The following is a 17,807-nucleotide window of genomic DNA, read 5'->3' on the forward strand; positions in this document are numbered from 1 at the left end:
CAAATCTCAAAGCCTCACTTCAAGGCGGCGTCCAATGGCATCCGCGCCATGTGCGTGGCCTTCAGCGAGCCGAAATACAACCACTCGCCATACTCGCGCACCGTGGTGATCGGCGAGTAATTGCCGGCGCTGGCATCCTGCAGATTGGCGATCACTTTGCCATCCAGGTCCAGCCCCAGCACGAACCCGCGCTTCTCCACCGGTTTGGGCAGCACGGTCATGGCCCGCACGATCATCTTGCGTACGAACGGGTGTTCAGCGGTGCGATCCAGCAGCGGATTGCGCGGCGTGTATAGCGCCACCCAGAAGCGATCCCGGCCATTGAAGGCGAGGTTGTCCGGCAGCCCCGGCAGGTTGTCGATGAACAGGTCTTGGGTGCCGGCCTTGGGCCCGGTCAGCCAATAGCGGCTGATGCGATAGGCGCCGGTTTCGTTGACCAGCACATAGGCGTCTTCCGGGCCGAGGGTCACACCGTTGGCGAATTCCAGTTTGTCGAGCAGCACGACGGTCTTGCCGGTCTGGAAGTCATAACGCAGCAGGCGTCCGTCGCCGCCGTGCTCGATGATCGCTTCGCCATCGTGACCGTAACCCCAGCGACTCGAGGCATCGCTGAAGTAGGCGTAATGCCCGGACTTGTCGATGGCCACGTCATCGGTAAACCCGAACGGCAAGCCATTGGCTTCGGTGGTCAGCGCCACCAGTTGCCCCTGTGCATCAAGGGACAGCAAACCCTTGACCCCGTCAGCGATCACCAGCAAACCGTTGGGGTGCCGCGCCAGCCCCAGCGGCCGGCCGCCGGTATCCGCCAGCACCTTGCGCTGCTGGCCGTCGAGGCTGGTGCGCAGCAGGCGTCCGTCATGCAGTCCGGTGATCAGAAAGTCGTTTTCCAGCAGCAGCGCTTCCGGGCCTTCGATGTCGCTCGGGCCGACTTGTGCCGCGCCCTTGAGTCGCTGGTTGTCAGCGAATTGGCCTTCGGTCAGCGAGGGCGCCGGTTGCGGTGTCCAGGCCACGGGCTTGACCTTGGTCGGCATCAAGAGCAAAAAGCCCAGAAGCCCGATAACCAGCAGCAACAGCAGATAACGCCATCTCACACGTGGGCTCCCGCGAGTGCCAAGTGCCGGGTCGCCATGTCACGAAGGGCCAGCATCGAAGCCGCCGATTCGCGATCGATGCGCCGCTTGAGCAGCAGGTGGTTGGCGATGCGCAGGCCGATGCCCTCGAACTGATAATCGAGGGTGCGCACGAACCGCGTGGCATCGTTTTGCGCCGAGCATTCATAGGTCAGCAGCAACGACAGACCCTGATCACTCTGGGCCCGCGCGCACCAGCGCCGGCCGGGCAGGTATTCGGTGACTTCCCAGCGCAAATGCCCCTCGCGCCCACCGGCATGAATGTCCTCGTCGAATCGCGCACCGGCATGCAACGCACCGCTCGGGCCGTCGATCTTCAGCGATGACGGATGCCACTCCGGCCAGCGACTGACGGTGGCGGCGTAGGCGAGGACGGCGATCGGATCACCGGCGATGTCGACTGTGTGCTGCATGCGGGTCATGGGCGTTCTCGAATCGGTGAGAGGGGCGGTTTCCGGCTCCCAGTAGAGGGTGCCGAACAGGTAGTCCATCAGCGGAAAAACGATATTGAAATTGCGTTCCTGCATGCGCTCGCGACGGTGATGCAGCTCGTGCAGACGGCGCATCTGGCGGATCCACGGCAGGCGGGTCAGCGGGTTCTGCGGCGGCAGATGTTCGCAGGCGTGAAACACTTCATAGGTCAGGTAACCGAACACCATGCAGCCGCCGAACAGCCCGGCGACGTTGCTGTTGACCTGCGCGAACAGCCACCACAGGGGCAGGGTGATCGCCAGCGTGTGCAGCACGATCAGCCAGGCCGGAAACAGAATCACCCGCCAGTCGCGGGCTCCGTCGTAAGTCATGTGGCCGGGGGTGAAGAAGCTGTGATGGTCGCCGGCATGCCGGGCATAGAACATTCGGGCGAAGCTCTTTTTGTGATGGCCGAGGTGGCGGTGCACCATGTACACGCCGAAATTGAAGAACAGCAGGGTCAGCGGCACGGTCAGCCATTCCAGCGGTTGCACCTGGTGCACGCTGCTCCAGAACGCACCGATGGCCAGCACGCCGAACAGCAGCACGAACGCGCCGTGCAGCCACGGGTTGTAGCGGGGATGGATCGCCGCACGGTAGCGGCTGCGAAATGCCTCGGTGGTCTGCCTCACTGCGGTCACCTGCGAATATTGTCGTTATCCCGGCAGAGTAGCCGATCCCGCCGTTTGTGCAGGGGCAACCTTCAGGTCACAAGTGCCATGCTCCGGTGCATAGCGGCCGTCAGCTCAACGGGTTCCAGCGCTGCGACCAGTCGTCATCGGCCTTGATCACTTCGCGCAGCAGATCGAACGCCTGTTGCAGGATCGCCGAGTCGCGGTCGCGAGAGTAGACGAGGTAGGTCGGATAGCCGAATTCCGGGGCTTTGGTCACCGGCTCCAGCGCGCCGCTTTCCAGATAAGTGCGCACCACCCGGGTCCGGAAATAGCCGCTGCCGCCGTTCTCCAGGATGTATTGCAGGGCCAGCGGGCCGAGGTTGAAACTCAGGGCAGCCTTGGCCTTTTCCGGCAGGGCCGCGTCGTGCTGGCGACGGAAGTCCGGTCCCCAGTCGATGTACACGTAGGGGGAAGGGCGGCCGGGCGTGGTGACCAGAATCAGTTTCTCTTCGAGCACCTGCTCGACCTGCAGCCCCGGCCAGTATTCCGGTTGATAGACCAGCGCCGCATCGAGTACGCCCAGTTCGAGCTGACGCAGCAGGTTTTCGCCGTCGCGGATCTCCATGCGCAACGCATGACCTGGGATTTTCTCCCGCAACTCGGCGGCCCAACTGAGCATCAGCGGGTTGCACAGACTGACCTCGCCGCCGATGTGCAGCACATTGTGATAGCCCTCGGGCAAGGGCAGGTCGCGGCGCGCCGCTTCCCAGGTCTGCACCAGCTGATTGGCGTAGACCACGAAAGCCTCGCCATTGGCGGTCAGCCGCGCACCGGCACGGTTGCGCACGAACAGCGTGCTGCCCAACTGGCTTTCGAGTTTCTGGACGCGGGCGGTGATTGCCGTTTGCGTGACGAACAGCTTTTCAGCCGCCGCGGCGAGGCTGCCGTGGCGGACGATTTCCAGAAAGGTGCGGGCGAGGTCGATGTCCATGGGCGGGCCGGTGGTTGAGGTGCCCGCATTGTACGGGCAGCCCCGGGACCGCGTCATTGTTCAGTCAGCCACTTCGACTTCACGCACCCGAGCCCAATCCTCCACCAACCGCGCCGGCGTGCAGCAGGTCTTGCGCTTGTAGACGAAGTTGCGGCACTTCTCGGCAAACTGATTGCGGTTGTACAGCATGTCTTCCTGCATCTCCTGCAACTCCGCCTCGCGGCACTGACGAATCAACACATGATCGACCCGCAGCTTGCGCTCCCGCACCGCCGCATAAGTCGGATCACTCAGCACACTGTTGGCCCGTTGCAGCAACCACAGCGAGAACTCGTCCGGGCAGCGCGGGCCGATTTCCTGGACCATGCCCAGTTGCAGCGCCTGCGCAGCGCTGACCGGCAGACAGGCTTGGGTCAGTTGTTCCGCCATGGCCGGGCCGACGGCGCGGGGCAGGCTGTAAGTCCAGTATTCCGAGCCGTACAGCCCCATGCTCTTGTAGTGCGGATTGAGCACGATATCGGCGCGGGCAAACACGATGTCAGCCGCCAGAGCGAGCATCACGCCACCGGCCCCGGCATTGCCGGTAACGCCGCTGACCACCAGTTGCCGTGCGCTGAGCAATTCTTCGCACACATCATCGATGGCCTGGATATTGGCCCAGGCTTCGGCGCCCGGATCTTCGGCAGCCTGAATCACGTTCAGGTGTACGCCGTTGGAAAAGCTGCCGCGTCCGCCCTTGATCAACAGCACCTGAGTGTCGCGGGATTTGGCCCAGCGCAGGGCCTCGACCATGCGCCGGCATTGCTCGGTGCTCATGGCGCCGTTGTAGAACTCCAGCGTCAGCTCGCCGACCTGTCCGGACTCGCGATACCGGATCGGCTGATACGTCTCGTCGCTGAACGGCGCGTTGGCAATCGACCAGTCCAGCACCGGCACGCCAGACAACTGCCCGGCCAGCACATGCCGCGCCGGACGTTTGAAGGTTTCTTCGCCCGGTTGCGGTTTGCGCCGCAGCGAGCCGATCCACAGGCTGTGATCACCGGTCGCCACCAACACCGCGTCGTCATGCACCGCGAGAATCTCGCCGGGCATTCCGGTGCGCTGATCGAGGTGCGCGTCGTACACGTAATACTGCCCGCCAGCGAGGCTGGCGAGTACGCCGGGCTGACCGTCCGCCGCGTCGATGCAGCGTTTGATGAAGCGCGAGCAGTCGTGCCAGCTGAAGGTGCGGTCGTCCTGCTTCATGTTCGGCTGCAATCGCCCGCGCACTGTCGGATCGTTGTAATCCAGCGCGACCGGCACGAAGCCTTCGATGAATTTCTCCACCACTTCGCGGATGCAACGGATCGCCGCGTCGCTGACCCGGCCGTTGTACAGCTCGGATTTGCGCAGGCCTGTCGGCAAGTTGAATTCGCAGGTGGCCCAGACCGGGCCGGCGTCCATTTCTTCCACCGCTTGCAGGGCGGTCACGCCCCAGGACGGCAGCTCGCGCATGATCGCCCAGTCCAGCGCACTGGCACCGCGATCGCCGACGATGCCGGGGTGAATGATGACGACCGGGCGCTGCGGATTGCTCCACAGCGCGTGGGGAACACGATCCTTGAGGAACGGGCAGATCACCAAGTCGGCGCCGCTGTTTTCGATTTGCTCGCACACGGCGGTTTCGTCGGTGAACAGCACCACGCTGGGTGAATGCCCGGCCTGACGCAGTTCCAGCCAGGCACGCTGGGTCAGGCCGTTGAACGCCGACGACAGAAGAATGATGTTGAGTGATCGCATGAATGCTCTTCCTTGAAAGGTCAGCCTCAGGCTCCCGGTGAGCCGTCCGTGGCTATCGATGGAGGCGCAAGGTTAGAGACTGGCGTGACGGGCGCCACTGATCGAGATCAACGTTGTGTCAGCCAATGTTGCCGTGCCGACGGCGCGCCTTATTCTCAAAGGTTTGTTGATCCTGATTTTTTATTACTTCAAATGTCTCAGGCGCTATAGCACAGTCGCACCCCTGATCACCGCCGGAAGATCCCGGCGTATCCATGGATTTTCGCAGCGGGTGGAGCCCGTTTTCAGGGAGTAAGGCATGGGGAGTCACAACCCGCATTACCAGGTCATCGGGCAAATGTTCCAAAAGGACTACCGATGGTTGTGCGCAGCGGTCAGCCGTACCCTCGGCTGCCCGCATAGTGCACAGGACATTGCTTCGGAAACTTTTCTTCGGGTCCTGGCGCTGCCCGATCCGCTGGCGATTCGCGAACCCCGCGCGCTGTTGACCACGATTGCCCGGCGGCTGGTCTACGAAGGTTGGCGCCGGCAGGACCTCGAGCGCGCCTATCTGCAAAGCCTGGCACTGGCGCCGGAACCGGTGCATCCGTCGCCCGAGGAACGGGAATTGGTGATCGAAACGCTGCTGGCGGTGGATCGCTTGCTCAATGGCCTGTCGACCAAGGCCAAGGCTGCGTTTCTCTATCACCAGCTCGACGGCCTGACCTACAGCGAAATCGGCGAACGTCTCGGCGTGTCCACCAGCCGCGTGCAGCAATACATGGTCGAGGCGTTCAAGCGTTGCTATCAGGCGATGCAGGCATGAGGCCGGACGAAACGCTGATCGACGAAGCGGCGCAATGGATGGCGCTGCTGCAATCGGGGCACGTCAGCCTGCAGGAGCGCGCCGCCTTCGACGCCTGGCGCACGGCGGATCCACGGCATCAGCAGATCATCGAGCAAATGGGCGGCGGGCTGAATCTGCTACGCCATTCGAACCTGCGCGGCCTGCCGCGTGAGAGCGTGCTGCACAGCCTGAATGCGCCGTCCAGTCGCCGTCGATTCCTCAGCGGCAGTTTGAGTGTGCTCGGGATCGCGGTGCTGGCCGGTTTGCTCGGTCGACGTTATGGCTGGCTGCCCGAGGCCGGCGAGTTGTCGACCGGTACCGGCGAGCGTCGGGAATTCACGCTGGAGGATGGCAGCGCCCTTACGTTGAATGCCCGCAGCCGCGTGGTGCCGCGCTTCAACAATCTCGAACGTTTGCTGGACTTGCGCAGCGGCGAGCTGCTGATCGATGTGGCGAAAAATCTGGCCCGGCCGTTTGTGGTCGAAACCGAGCATGGGCGGATGCGTGCGCTCGGGACCAAATTCCTGGTGCAGCGCGGTAACGATTCGACGCAGCTGGTGATGCTGCATTCGCAAGTCGAAGTGGTCACCGCCAGTGGGGCGCGGCAAGTGGTGGAGGCGGGCGAAAGTCTGCTGTTCAACAGGCAGGAAATCCTCGCGCTGGAACGCAGCAAAGGGCAGGAAAGCGCCTGGGTGCAAGGGCGGCTTGAAGTGCGCGATCGGCCTTTGAGCGAAGTCATCGACAGCCTGCGCAGCTACCGTCGCGGCATCCTGCACCTGAGCCCCGAGGTCGCCGGTTTGCGCCTCAGCGGTCTCTATCCGCTGGACGACAGCGACCGCACTTTGCAACTGCTGGAGCGTTCGCTACCCATCCGTGTCACCTGGCACAACCCGTACTGGGTGAGCATCGAAGCACGGTTATAAATCCATAACTTCCCGGTCTATCCGTCCCCCTATAAAAAGCGCCGGCCCGCTGCTCATTCCCTGCAGACGCCTTCAACAGGGAAGCCCCTCGATGTTCTCATTCAAACAACAACAATTGTCCCGCCTGACGCTGGCCATCGTGCTGGCGGCGGGCATTGTCCCGACCACCGTTCTGGCACAAGACGCTGCCACTCAGGTCTATACCTTCGACATTGCCGCGGGGGCCCTCGACGAGGTGCTGCTGGACATCTCGCGCCAGACCGGCGTGCCGATTTCCTTCAGCCAGAATCTGGTTCAAGGCAAGCGCAGCAGTGCGGTGCGCGGCGCATTGGGTGGTCGTCAGGCGGTAGAGAAAGCCCTGATCGGTAGCGGCCTGCAAGTCGAGCAGGGCAGCCAGGGCCTGAGCATTCGCCCGGCCGATGCGCAGAGCACCGCGCCGGTCAAGGCCGCTGCCGTGGCGCCCGCCAGCAGCGCCGATTACCGCATGGAAAAAGTCACCGTCACCGGCTCGCGGATCGCCCGTGCGCAGAGCGATGGTGCGACGCCGGTCAACGTCATCACCCACGAAGAAATGGAAGCGCGCGGCTACAAGAACGTCTACGACGCCCTCGCCACGCAAACCCAGAACACCGGCATGACCCAGGGCGAAGACTACGGCAACACCTGGCAACCGGCGGCCAGCGCCCTCAACCTGCGTGGCCTCGGCCCCAACCACACGCTGGTGCTGATCAACGGCCGGCGGGTCGCCGATTACCCGACGCCGTACGACGGCAAGGTCAACTTCACCAACCTTGCGAACATTCCGTCGGCGATCATCGACCGCATCGAAGTGCTCAGCAGCGGCGCCTCGGCGATCTACGGTTCGGATGCGATTGCCGGGGTGGTGAACATCATCCTCAAGGACAAAATGAATGGCGTCGACGTCAACCTCAAGGGCGGCACCAGCGAGCGCGGCGGCGGTGACAACCAGCGCTTGCAGATCAGTGGCGGCGGCAGTTGGGGCGACTTCGACGGTTTGTTCGGCCTCGAACTGACCAACCGCGATCCGATCTGGGCCGATGATCGCGGCTTTATGCAGAGCGGGCCGCTGGCGGATGTCGGGTACCGTCGCGACCTGAGCAACAACCGCTATCTGGGGCCCGGCTGTGGCGCCTATCAGGGCACGTTCGACAACAAGCTGTTCAACAGCGGCGGACGTTGCCGCACCGACCAGATGTACAACGATTACTGGACGGTACAGACGCAAAAGGAAAACTACGATGGCTACACCCGTGGCACCTGGCATTTCAGCGACAGCGGCCAGGTCTTCGCCGATCTGATGTACGGCCTCGATCACATCCAGAACAACACACGCGGCCCGAGCTTCACGTCGCCGGATTTCATCAACCAGAACAGCGGCAATCTGGAGCGCTGGTACCGGCGCTTCGGTGAAGAGGAAATCGGCGGGCGCACCAGCAACAACAGCAAGTGGCGCGATACCTCATGGACTGGCACCCTGGGCCTCTCGGACAAGATCGCCGACACAGGGTGGAACTATGAACTGGCGGCCAACCGGTCTGAATACAAAAGCGTGCGCACCACGCGTTACACGCCGCTGTCGTCGATCCAGGATTTTTACCTCGGCCCGCAACTGGGTACCCGCGGCGGTTACCCGGTGTTCGCGCCGGATGCCTCGCGCCTCGACCGGCCACTGACGCCGCAGGAATGGGAGCAGTTTCGCGGCAACCTGACCCAGAGCAGCAAGTCGGTATCCACGAGTTACAACGCGTCGGTCAACGGCGATTTGTTTGATCTGCCGGCCGGCCCGGTGGGATTCGCCGGGGTGCTCGAGGCGGGCAAGCAGGAATATCGCATCGACCCGGATGACAGCCTCAACGACGGCAGTTTCTACGGCGTGACCCCGGCGCAAAGCTCCGGCGGTTCGCGCAAGCGTTACGCGGCCGGCGGCGAGTTCAGCATTCCGGTCACCGACACGGTACTGGCGACAGCCGCAGGGCGCTGGGACCAATACAAATTCAGCGGCCGCACCGAGCAGCAGAAAACCTACAACCTTGGCCTGGAATGGCGGCCGGTGAACAGCCTGCTGGTGCGCGGCAGCTACGGCACCAGTTTCCGCGCACCGGATCTGAACTACATCTATCAGTCCGACAGCAACGGTTACTACCCGGCGCAGATCGACTATTACGGTTGCAGCCAGGCCGTGGAGGGCGCCTGTGATCGCGGGCGGGTCGATTACACCCAGAGCGGCACGGCGGATCTGGAATCCGAACGCGGTAAATCCTGGACCTACGGTTTCGTCTGGTCGCCTTCACGCAACTTCGATTTCTCCACTGACTTCTGGCGGGTGGAGATCGATGACCTGCTGACCACCGTCGACGAAAACCGTCTGCTGCAGCAAGAAAACGAATGCCGCAATGGCACCCAGGACATCAACTCGGCCAACTGCCAGTCGACCCTGGCACGAGTGGATCGCAATCCCGGCAATGCCGCCGTCGATCCCAATCAGTTGCAGCGGGTGCGGGTGAATGCGATCAACGCCGCCAGCGAGCGGGTCAGCGGCCTGGACTTCAAGAGCAACATCCGCTGGGGCGCCGGGCAGTACGGCGCGTTCAGTTCGACGCTGGGCTACACCCTGGTGCTCTCGCATTACTACAAGGAATCGGACGAAGCCCCGACCCAGGACTGGCGCACCTCGCGCACCAATTACGACTGGCGCAGCAAGGTCAACGCCAGCCTGACCTGGGATTACCAGAAGGCCACGGCGACGCTGATGGGGATTCGTTACGGCTCGGTCACTAACGGCGCGGGCGACGGGCGTCTGTCGCCGTGGACGGTGTTCAACGCCAGTGCACGGTACAAGCTCAATGACCGGGCGAGTGTCGGGCTGACCGTGAACAATGTGCTCAACCAGATCAAGCATGACGATTCGGCGGGCTGGCCGTATTACCCGACCGGCAACTACGACCCGTACGGGCGCCAGTGGTGGCTGGATGTGAGTTATCACTTCGGCAGTTGAGGACGGAATGACGCCCGGCAGCGTCCTACGGAAGTTGCCGGACTTTGGGTAAAAACGGGGATATTTCCGACGACTTTTTAAGGTTGGCCGTCGGAAGCGTGATCTATAGCATCGGCGATGACATTGAAGTCGTTAACGGCCTGATCACTCAGGCCTCTGATAATGGATTGATCATGCGAACTGCACACCTCGAATACGAAACGCCTGCTTATTCCGCTCGCCATCAGTGGCGCGATGATCGTGCCAGGTGCCCCATGGAGGATGTCGCGTTGCCCAGCGCAAAAATGCCCCGGTTGGCGGGTTTGAAGAAGGTCGAGGGCAAGCCGGTCGAATTGCTCGTGCATGGCCGGAACATCGGTGATGACGCCCTGCTGATTGTTCAGCTTACCGATGAAGGTTTCGAGCTGAATGACGTCGTCGACATGCTTTCAACCTCCGAGCTTTACCAGCAAGGCGACATGGTCAAACTCATCACTGGCAAGTCGGTCAGAACGGTAAGGCGGCTGCTGAAGGAAGGCAAACCGGTGCGGCTTGACCCGCAGCAGAGTGTCATCGCCTACCAATACGCAATGGTGCTGGAGTTGGCCATTCGGGCCTTCGGGGGGCAACCACGGGCGGAGGACTGGCTGCAGAAACCCTCTACCTATTTTTACGGTCATGTGCCGCTGGAATTGACCCTGCATCCATTGGGTTTTCAGATGGTGGAGCAGTATCTGAGTCAGCTTATCTACGGGGTTTACCCATGAACCCCTTGCCGTGGGACGAGCATTGGTATGCGTGGCGGCTGGATCGCGAGGTTTATGGCGGTACCTGGGACAAGGGGATTGGTTCAAAGCTGAATGGCGGCCGATGGAATAGGCCCGGACGACGCGTCGTCTACGCGTCAGTCGATCCGTCCTCGGCCATTCTGGAGGTGGCAGCCAACCACAGTTTTGATGCCTTGGACCGCGAGCCTTATGTATTGACATGTTTTGAGGTCATCAGCGACGCGAAGGTGAAAATCGTGCAGCCCGAAGAAGTGCCGAACCCTTACTGGTTGAGCCCTGCACGGCCGTCACCCAATCAGCGATTGTTCGCCGACGCTTTACTGGCCGAGCATCCGTTTGTGCTGATTCCCTCGGCGGCAACCCGGCATTCGTGGAATTTGCTGGTGAGCTGCGATTTGGCGGAGGGGCAATTCAGGATGGTCTCCCAGGAACGGTTTGGGCTGGATACCCGGTTGCTCAAAGAAGCGGTTTTGACCTGATGAGTCGACTTGCCGCTTTTGCATAACCTCAGCACCCAACGGTCTAAATCGCGCCCTATAAATCAACATCCGCCATCGCACATCCCTGCATAAACCAAAACGCAGGGATGGCTGTTCATGATTCGATTTTCACCCGTTAAATCCCCGTTGAGCCTGGCCTTGCTGCTGGCGATCAACACATTGCCGGCGATGGCTGCCGACAGCAGTGCTACAGAGCCGACCACCCAACTGCAACGGGTCGAAGTCACCGGCACCGCGATTCGTCGGGTCGATGCCGAAACGGCAGTGCCGGTGACCATCCTTCGGGTGGAAGAACTGCAGAAGCAAGGTGTGACAACGACTGAAGAGCTGGTCAGTCGGATCTCTGCCAACCAGTCGTCCGTAGGCTCCGGGCGCTCGGTGGGTTTGAGCAGCGGTGGGGCGTCTTACGCCGACTTGCGTGGCATTGGCCCGAACAAGACCCTGGTGCTGCTCAACGGTCGGCGTCTGAGCAACAACGCGACCAATGCGATCAACGGCTCCGGCGTCGATCTCAACACCATCCCGTTCGCCGCTATCGACCGGGTGGAGGTGCTGCGCGACGGAGCCTCGGCGCTTTACGGCACCGATGCCATCGGCGGGGTGATCAACTTCATCACCAAGACCAGCCTCACCGAAGGCCAGATCAGCACCAATTACGACACGCCGACCCATTCCGGTGGCGGTGAAAGCCGCAACTTCAGCGGCAGTTGGGGTTTTGGTGATTTGCAGGACGATCGCTTCAACGTTTTCGGTGTGGTGAGCTACGACAAGCAGAATCGCCTGGCCGCCGACGATCGTGGCTACACCTATAACTACCAGCCGGGGCGCGGTCTGGATTACACCTCCGGCACGGCGTCGCCCGCCAACTGGAGCCAGGGCAGCAACGCCACCAACCCGTTGGCCGGTTCCGGGTGCAATGCGCCTGGGCTGCTGTCACGCAACGGCATCTGCCGCCAGAGCCTGTGGAACTACCTCGATCTGGTGCCGGAAACCGAAAAGACCTCGGCCTTCGCCAAGGCAACCGGAAAGCTGTCGGATGACCACAACGTCAGCCTCGAATACTTCTGGGCGCGCAACGAGAACCGGACGCAGATCGGGCCCGGCACTTTGATGGGCAATCAGGTCAATCCTGGCACCGCGTTCTATCCGGGTAACGGCGTTACGCCCGGGCCGAGCGGTTTTGCCCTCGACCCGACGCAACCGGTGGACGTGAACTGGCGTGAAACCGCCGTCGGTGCCCGTCAGCATGAAGATGACAACACTGGTCAGCGCCTGCTGTTGAGCTTCGACGGCACGCTGGTCGGGTGGGATTACAACCTCGGCGCGTCGTACAACCAGAACAAGGTGGTCAACACGATTCGCAGCGGTTACGTGAACGATCGCGCCGTCAGCCAGGGCATCGCCAACGGTGTGATCAACCCGTTCGGTCCGCAGACGGCTGCCGGTTCGGCCTTGTTGGCAGCCAACGGAGTGGACGGCGATTACTCGACGGCGGTGGGCCGGGTCAAGGCGATTGACGGTCGCATCAGTCGCGAGATCGGCGACTGGTTCGGCGCCGGGCCTTCGGCCTTGGCGCTGGGCGGTGAGTACCGCAAGGAGGACTTCCATCAGGATTTCGCCCAGTTCGCGGCTGATGTGCAGAGCCTGGGCGTTGACCCCAATGCCAGCGTCGCCGGGGATCGCAGCGTCTCGGCGCAGTACGCCGAGGTCAACGTGCCGGTGCTCGACAGCCTGGAACTGTCCGCCGCTGTGCGCCACGACAAGTACAGCGATTTCGGCAGCACCACCAACCCGAAATACTCGTTCCGCTTCCAGCCGTTCAAGGAACTGGTGGTGCGTGGCGCCTACAGTGAAGGCTTCCGCGCGCCATCGCTGTACGAGTTGTACAACCCGAACTTCACCACGTTCACCGTCGCCAATTACAACGACCCCCGGCTGTGTGCCGGTGGCAACCCGAGCAACGGCGGGATTGCCAACCGCGACTGCGCTCAGCAGTTCAACAGCCGGACCGGCGGCAATAAGGACCTGAGTCCGGAAACCGCACGCAACGTCACCCTCGGTTTCGTTTATCAGCCATTCGATCGCCTGACCACCGGGCTGGATTTCTGGTGGATCGACATCGCCAACCAGATCGCCGAGTTCCCCGAATCGGCGGTGTTCGAGAACCCGGAGCTGTACCCGGAGCGCCTGATCCGCAAGCCTGATGGCTCCATCGATCACATCGTCACTGGCCTGGCCAACCTCGGCAAGATCAAGACCAACGGCGTCGACGTGAGCTTCGACTATCGACTGCCGAGCACACCGTACGGCGATTTCGGCATCGGCCTGCAAGGCACTTACGTCACCCGTTACGACTATCAACAACAGCTCAAGGGCGACTACATCGACAAGCTCGGTGATTTCCGCGGCGGCGACTTTGCCTCGGCCGGCGCCGTGGCCCGTTGGCGTCACAGCCTGACCGGCAGCTGGAACTACGGCCCGCTCGGCGCAAGCCTGACCAACCGCTACACCAGCGGTTACCACGACTCGGATCGCGAGACTCACGATTACGTCGGTTCGTACAACGTCTGGGACGTGGCCGGCACCTACACCTGGCGCAAGACCCTGGCGGTGACCCTCGGGGTGAAAAACCTGTTCGACCGCGAGCCGCCATTCAGCAACCAGACCTACACGTTCCAGAGCGGCTATGACCCGAAATACGGCGACCCGTTTGGCCGCACGTTGTACACGCGGGTCAATTACAAGTTCTGAGAAAGATCGGTCAGGGCGGGTTTTAGTAACACATCGTTCTAAAACCCGCCCTATAAAAAGGCCCGGCCTGCTGCACATCACAGTCAGGCAGGCACGTGGTGAAAGGATCTGCCCATGTTTTCCAGAGTCATTCTGTTCAGCGTCGGTCTGTTGCTGAGCCCGGCACTGTTCGCGGCGCCCCAACACGCCCTCACGGTCTACGGCGAAGCCCCGAAATACGCCCCGGACTTCCAGCACCTGGCCTACGCCAACCCCGACGCGCCCAAGGGTGGAACCTTGCGCCGCTCTTCACTGGAGAGCGGCCCGTTCGATCACCTGATTCCCTACATCGACAAAGGCACCGGCGTTGCCGACATCGACGGCTGGCTCTATGCGCCGCTGGCCTATCGCAGCAAGGACGAGCCTTACAGCGTCTACGGCCTGGTCGCGCAACGGATGGAGCTGGACGCGGACCGGCGCTGGCTGCGCTTTTACCTCAACCCCAAGGCACAGTTCGAGGACGGCACGCCGATCACCGCCGAAGACGTGCGCTACACCTTCGAGCTGTTCACCACTCAGGGCAGCCTCAAGTATCGCCAGCAGTTTCGCGATGTCGCCGAGGTGCAGGTCGAGTCGCCGACCCAGGTGCGATTCGTGTTCAAGAACAACGAGAGCCGGACCTTGCCGCTGGATCTGGCGACGTTGCCGGTGTTGCCCGAGCATTGGTGGCGCACGCGCAATTTCGCCGATGGCGCAGGCTTCGAGATTCCACCGGGCAGCGGGCCGTACAAGGTCAGCGCGGTGGACGCCGGGCGCAGCGTGAAATTCCAGCGGATCAAGGATTGGTGGGCCAGTGATCTGCCGATCACGCGCGGGCTCTATAACTTCGATCAGTTGAGCGTGGAGTTTTTCGCCGACACCGACGTGTCGCGACAAGTGCTCAAGGCCGGCGGCTTCGATTACAACCGCGAGTTCTCCGCCACCAGTTACACCATCGGTTATGCCGGGGCGGCGCTGGAGCAGGGCAAGTTGCTGCGCGAACATCTTGCACCAGGGGCCGCGCAAGGTGCCCAGGGGTTTGCGTTCAATCTGCAGAAGCCGGTGTTTCAGGATCGCCGGGTCCGGCAGGCGATTGCCATGCTCTGGGATTTCGAATGGAGCAACCGGCAGATGATGCGCAGCATGTACCTGCGCCAGCGCAGCTTCTTTTCCCACAGCGCGTTGTCCGCCACCGAACTGCCGGATGCCGAAGAGCTGAAAATCCTCGAACCGTGGCGCGGCAAGATTCCCGATGAAGTCTTCAGTCAGGTATTCGAAGCGCCACGCACCGACGGCAGCGGCAACATCCGCGCGCAGCAGTTGCAGGCGCTGAGATTGCTGGAGTCCGCCGGCTGGAAACCCCGTGGCGATCAATTGGTGAATGCCGCCGGCGAGCCGTTGCAATTCACCTTCCTCAATGGCCAGAAGGGTTTCGAGCGTCTGCTTTTGCCGTTCAAGCGCAACCTGGCGCAGATCGGCATCGGTTTCGATATTCGTCAGGTCGACACCGCGCAATACACCAACCGCGTGCGCAGCCGCGACTACGACATGATCGTGGTCGGTTACCCGGTGAGTCAGGCGCCGGGGCGCGAGCTGTTCAACTATTTCGGTTCCGACGGCGCCGACGATCCTGGCTCCAACAACTACATGGTGCTGCGCGATCCGGCGGTGGATGCGCTGCTTGAAGGCGTGGTCCAGGCCGACAATCGCGAGAGCCTGCTGCGCCACGCCCATGCCCTGGATCGGGTGTTGCAGTGGGGCTATTACTGGATCCCCAACTATTACCCGCCGGGGATTTCCACGGTGTGGTGGAACCGTTTCGGTCGCCCGGCGATTGCGCCGCTGTACGACGCCGGCCTCGACACCTGGTGGGAAATCAGCCCGACCGCGCTGACCTCGACGCAGATGCAGCAACAGCAAAAGGAGTACGCCCATGTGGGGTTATAGCCTGCGGCGTCTGCTGCTGATCGTGCCGACCTTGCTGGCGATTCTGCTGGTGAACTTCGTCATCGTGCAGGCCGCGCCCGGTGGCCCGGTCGAGCAGGCCATCGCCCGATTGCAGGGGATTGGTGTCGGTGCGGCGGTGGGTGCCAGTCATGTTGAAAGCATTGGCGGCGAGTCCCGTGCGACCCGTGGCCTGGACCCGAAACTGGTGGCCGAGATCGAGCGCCAGTACGGCTTCGACAAAAGTGCCGGTGAACGCTTGTGGCTGATGCTCAAGAGCTACGCGCGACTGGACTTCGGCAAGAGTTTCTTCCGGGGCGCGACGGTGACCGAGCTGATCTGGCAGAAGCTGCCGGTGACCTTGTCGCTGGGATTGTGGGCGACGCTGATCACTTATCTGGTATCGATTCCGCTGGGCATTCGCAAGGCCGTGCACAACGGCTCGGCGTTTGATGTCTGGAGCAGCGCGGCGATCATCATCGGCTACGCGATGCCGGGCTTTCTATTTGCGCTGCTGCTGATCGTGGTGTTCGCCGGCGGCACGGCGCTGGACTGGTTTCCGGTGCGCGGGCTGGTCTCGGAGAACTTCGCCGAGCTGTCGCTGTGGGGCAAGGTCGCCGATTACTTCTGGCATCTGGTGTTGCCGGTCAGTGCGCTGGTGATCGGCGGTTTCGCGACGCTGACGATCCTGACCAAGAACAGCTTTCTCAATGAAATCTCACGGCTGTACGTGGTCACGGCCCGGGCCAAGGGCCTGAGTGAACGACAGGTGTTGTACGGGCATGTGTTTCGCAACGCGATGCTGTTGGTGGTGGCCGGATTGCCTCAGGCATTGGTCACGGTGTTTTTCGGCGGCTCGTTGCTGATCGAAGTGATCTTCTCCCTCGACGGTCTCGGCCGCCTGAGCTACGAAGCGGCGGTGTCGCGGGATTACCCGGTGGTGTTCGGTTCGCTGTTCATCTTCACCCTGTTCGGGCTCCTGATAAAACTGCTGGGCGACCTGTGCTACACGCTGGTCGATCCGCGCATCGACTTCACCGCGAGGACTGCCTGATGCCGACGCTTTCTCCCATCGGACAGCGCCGTTGGGCGCGGTTCAAGGCCCATCGACGCGGCTGGTGGTCGTTGTGGCTGTTTCTCGCGCTGTTCGGCCTGAGCCTGGGCGGCGAACTGGTCGCCAATGACAAACCGCTGCTGGTGACATATCAGGGCGAATGGTATTTCCCGGCGTTCAAGCGCTACACCGAGCAGGATTTCGGCGGTGAGCTGCCGTTCCAGCCCGACTACCGCAGTGCCCAGGTGCGTGAATTGATCGAGGGGCAGGGCGGACGGATGTGGTTTGCGCCGATCCCGTTCGGCTACGACACGGCTAACTACGACCTCACTGAACCGGCCCCGAGCCCGCCCACCGCTGACAACTGGCTGGGCACCGACGATCAGGCGCGGGATGTGCTGGCGCGGGTGATATTCGGCACGCGGGTCTCGCTATTGTTTGCGTTGGCATTGACGGCGGTGAGCGCGTTGATCGGTATCGCCGCCGGTGCCTTGCAGGGATATTACGGTGGTTGGGTCGACTTGCTCGGGCAGCGTCTGCTGGAAGTGTGGTCGGGGCTGCCGGTGCTTTACCTGCTGATCATTCTGTCGGGCTTCGTCGAGCCGAATTTCTGGTGGTTGCTGGGGATCATGGCGCTGTTTTCGTGGCTGAGTCTGGTGGACGTGGTGCGCGCCGAGTTCCTGCGCAGCCGGGGGCTCGAGTACGTGAAAGCGGCGCGGGCGCTGGGTGTCGGCGATGCGCAGGTGATCGTGCGGCACATTCTGCCCAATGCCATGAGTGCGACGTTGACGTACCTGCCGTTCGTTCTGACCGGGGCAATCGCCACGTTGTCGGCGCTGGATTTTCTCGGCTTCGGCATGCCCGCCGGCAGTGCTTCGCTGGGCGAGTTGATCGGTCAGGGCAAGAACAATCTGCAAGCACCGTGGTTGGGGCTGACGGCATTTTTTGCCCTGGCGCTGATTCTTTCTTTACTCGTATTCATCGGCGAAGCCTGCCGAGATGCATTCGACCCCAGGACTTGAT

Annotated in this window: 13 protein-coding genes; 9 read left to right on the forward strand and 4 right to left on the reverse strand. The window is 62.2% G+C overall.

Features of this window, described 5'->3' with window-relative positions:
- Positions 1–14: 14 nt before the first annotated feature.
- From CAF90_RS02285 to CAF90_RS02300, 4 genes are all read right to left on the reverse strand, one after another.
- Positions 15–1,031 carry an SMP-30/gluconolactonase/LRE family protein gene (locus CAF90_RS02285; protein ID WP_256578423.1) on the reverse strand — a complete coding sequence of 339 codons (1,017 nt, stop codon included), beginning with the start codon at positions 1,029–1,031 and terminating at the stop codon, positions 15–17.
- 56 nt (positions 1,032–1,087) lie between these two features.
- The gene (locus tag CAF90_RS02290) at positions 1,088–2,233 is read right to left on the reverse strand and encodes a sterol desaturase family protein (protein WP_085603209.1); all 1,146 of its coding nucleotides are present in this window, start codon (positions 2,231–2,233) and stop codon (positions 1,088–1,090) included.
- A 109-nt stretch (positions 2,234–2,342) separates the two neighbouring features.
- Positions 2,343–3,206, reverse strand: a complete 864-nt coding sequence (locus tag CAF90_RS02295) for a LysR family transcriptional regulator (RefSeq protein WP_085603211.1) — start codon at positions 3,204–3,206, stop codon at positions 2,343–2,345.
- 60 nt (positions 3,207–3,266) lie between these two features.
- Positions 3,267–4,985 (reverse strand): hydrogenase maturation protein, encoded by a 1,719-nt coding sequence (locus CAF90_RS02300; protein WP_085603214.1) that lies wholly within the window; start codon positions 4,983–4,985, stop codon positions 3,267–3,269.
- Between the two features lie 298 nt (positions 4,986–5,283).
- On the opposite strand from CAF90_RS02300, the gene CAF90_RS02305 reads away from it, so the two are divergent.
- The 9 genes from CAF90_RS02305 to CAF90_RS02345 all read left to right on the forward strand — a co-directional run bounded on the left by CAF90_RS02305 (position 5,284) and on the right by CAF90_RS02345 (position 17,806).
- Positions 5,284–5,790 (forward strand): sigma-70 family RNA polymerase sigma factor, encoded by a 507-nt coding sequence (locus CAF90_RS02305; protein WP_085603216.1) that lies wholly within the window; start codon positions 5,284–5,286, stop codon positions 5,788–5,790.
- Positions 5,787–6,734: a FecR domain-containing protein gene (locus CAF90_RS02310; RefSeq protein WP_085603218.1), complete on the forward strand. Its 948-nt coding sequence runs from the start codon at positions 5,787–5,789 to the stop codon at positions 6,732–6,734. The genes CAF90_RS02305 and CAF90_RS02310 overlap by 4 nt, the downstream gene beginning before the upstream one ends.
- A 91-nt stretch (positions 6,735–6,825) precedes the next feature.
- Positions 6,826–9,750, forward strand: a complete 2,925-nt coding sequence (locus CAF90_RS02315) for a TonB-dependent receptor (RefSeq protein ID WP_085603220.1) — start codon at positions 6,826–6,828, stop codon at positions 9,748–9,750.
- A gap of 254 nt (positions 9,751–10,004) precedes the next feature.
- Positions 10,005–10,496: an antitoxin Xre/MbcA/ParS toxin-binding domain-containing protein gene (locus CAF90_RS02320; protein WP_085605131.1), complete on the forward strand. Its 492-nt coding sequence runs from the start codon at positions 10,005–10,007 to the stop codon at positions 10,494–10,496.
- A complete protein-coding gene (locus CAF90_RS02325; protein WP_007959496.1) occupies positions 10,493–10,996 on the forward strand; it encodes an RES family NAD+ phosphorylase in 504 nt (167 codons plus the stop codon). The genes CAF90_RS02320 and CAF90_RS02325 overlap by 4 nt, the downstream gene beginning before the upstream one ends.
- A 117-nt stretch (positions 10,997–11,113) precedes the next feature.
- A complete protein-coding gene (locus tag CAF90_RS02330) occupies positions 11,114–13,768 on the forward strand; it encodes a TonB-dependent receptor (protein WP_085603222.1) in 2,655 nt (884 codons plus the stop codon).
- Positions 13,769–13,882: 114 nt separating this feature from the next.
- Positions 13,883–15,733 (forward strand): extracellular solute-binding protein, encoded by a 1,851-nt coding sequence (locus tag CAF90_RS02335; protein ID WP_085603224.1) that lies wholly within the window; start codon positions 13,883–13,885, stop codon positions 15,731–15,733.
- Positions 15,720–16,784 carry a microcin C ABC transporter permease YejB gene (locus tag CAF90_RS02340; protein WP_085603226.1) on the forward strand — a complete coding sequence of 355 codons (1,065 nt, stop codon included), beginning with the start codon at positions 15,720–15,722 and terminating at the stop codon, positions 16,782–16,784. The genes CAF90_RS02335 and CAF90_RS02340 overlap by 14 nt, the downstream gene beginning before the upstream one ends.
- Complete coding sequence (locus CAF90_RS02345) at positions 16,784–17,806, forward strand: ABC transporter permease (protein ID WP_085603228.1); 1,023 nt, start codon at positions 16,784–16,786, stop codon at positions 17,804–17,806. Before CAF90_RS02340 ends, CAF90_RS02345 begins: the two co-directional genes overlap by 1 nt.
- Position 17,807: the final 1 nt, after the last annotated feature.

Origin of the sequence: Pseudomonas sp. B37(2017) (assembly GCF_002112885.1) — a bacterium.
In the GTDB taxonomy this organism is placed as follows: Bacteria; Pseudomonadota; Gammaproteobacteria; order Pseudomonadales; family Pseudomonadaceae; genus Aquipseudomonas; species Aquipseudomonas paraglycinae.

What these genes read in the sequence shown, in the direction of transcription:
- CAF90_RS02315 (WP_085603220.1), top strand. Translation starts at nt 6,826, where the DNA reads ATGTTCTCATTCAAACAACAACAATTGTCCCGCCTGACGCTGGCCATC.
- CAF90_RS02320 (WP_085605131.1), top strand. Translation starts at nt 10,005, where the DNA reads ATGGAGGATGTCGCGTTGCCCAGCGCAAAAATGCCCCGGTTGGCGGGT.
- CAF90_RS02305 (WP_085603216.1), top strand. Translation starts at nt 5,284, where the DNA reads ATGGGGAGTCACAACCCGCATTACCAGGTCATCGGGCAAATGTTCCAA.
- CAF90_RS02300 (WP_085603214.1), bottom strand. Translation starts at nt 4,985, where the DNA reads ATGCGATCACTCAACATCATTCTTCTGTCGTCGGCGTTCAACGGCCTG.
- CAF90_RS02345 (WP_085603228.1), top strand. Translation starts at nt 16,784, where the DNA reads ATGCCGACGCTTTCTCCCATCGGACAGCGCCGTTGGGCGCGGTTCAAG.
- CAF90_RS02325 (WP_007959496.1), top strand. Translation starts at nt 10,493, where the DNA reads ATGAACCCCTTGCCGTGGGACGAGCATTGGTATGCGTGGCGGCTGGAT.
- CAF90_RS02340 (WP_085603226.1), top strand. Translation starts at nt 15,720, where the DNA reads ATGTGGGGTTATAGCCTGCGGCGTCTGCTGCTGATCGTGCCGACCTTG.
- CAF90_RS02310 (WP_085603218.1), top strand. Translation starts at nt 5,787, where the DNA reads ATGAGGCCGGACGAAACGCTGATCGACGAAGCGGCGCAATGGATGGCG.
- CAF90_RS02335 (WP_085603224.1), top strand. Translation starts at nt 13,883, where the DNA reads ATGTTTTCCAGAGTCATTCTGTTCAGCGTCGGTCTGTTGCTGAGCCCG.
- CAF90_RS02330 (WP_085603222.1), top strand. Translation starts at nt 11,114, where the DNA reads ATGATTCGATTTTCACCCGTTAAATCCCCGTTGAGCCTGGCCTTGCTG.
- CAF90_RS02295 (WP_085603211.1), bottom strand. Translation starts at nt 3,206, where the DNA reads ATGGACATCGACCTCGCCCGCACCTTTCTGGAAATCGTCCGCCACGGC.
- CAF90_RS02285 (WP_256578423.1), bottom strand. Translation starts at nt 1,031, where the DNA reads ATGCCGACCAAGGTCAAGCCCGTGGCCTGGACACCGCAACCGGCGCCC.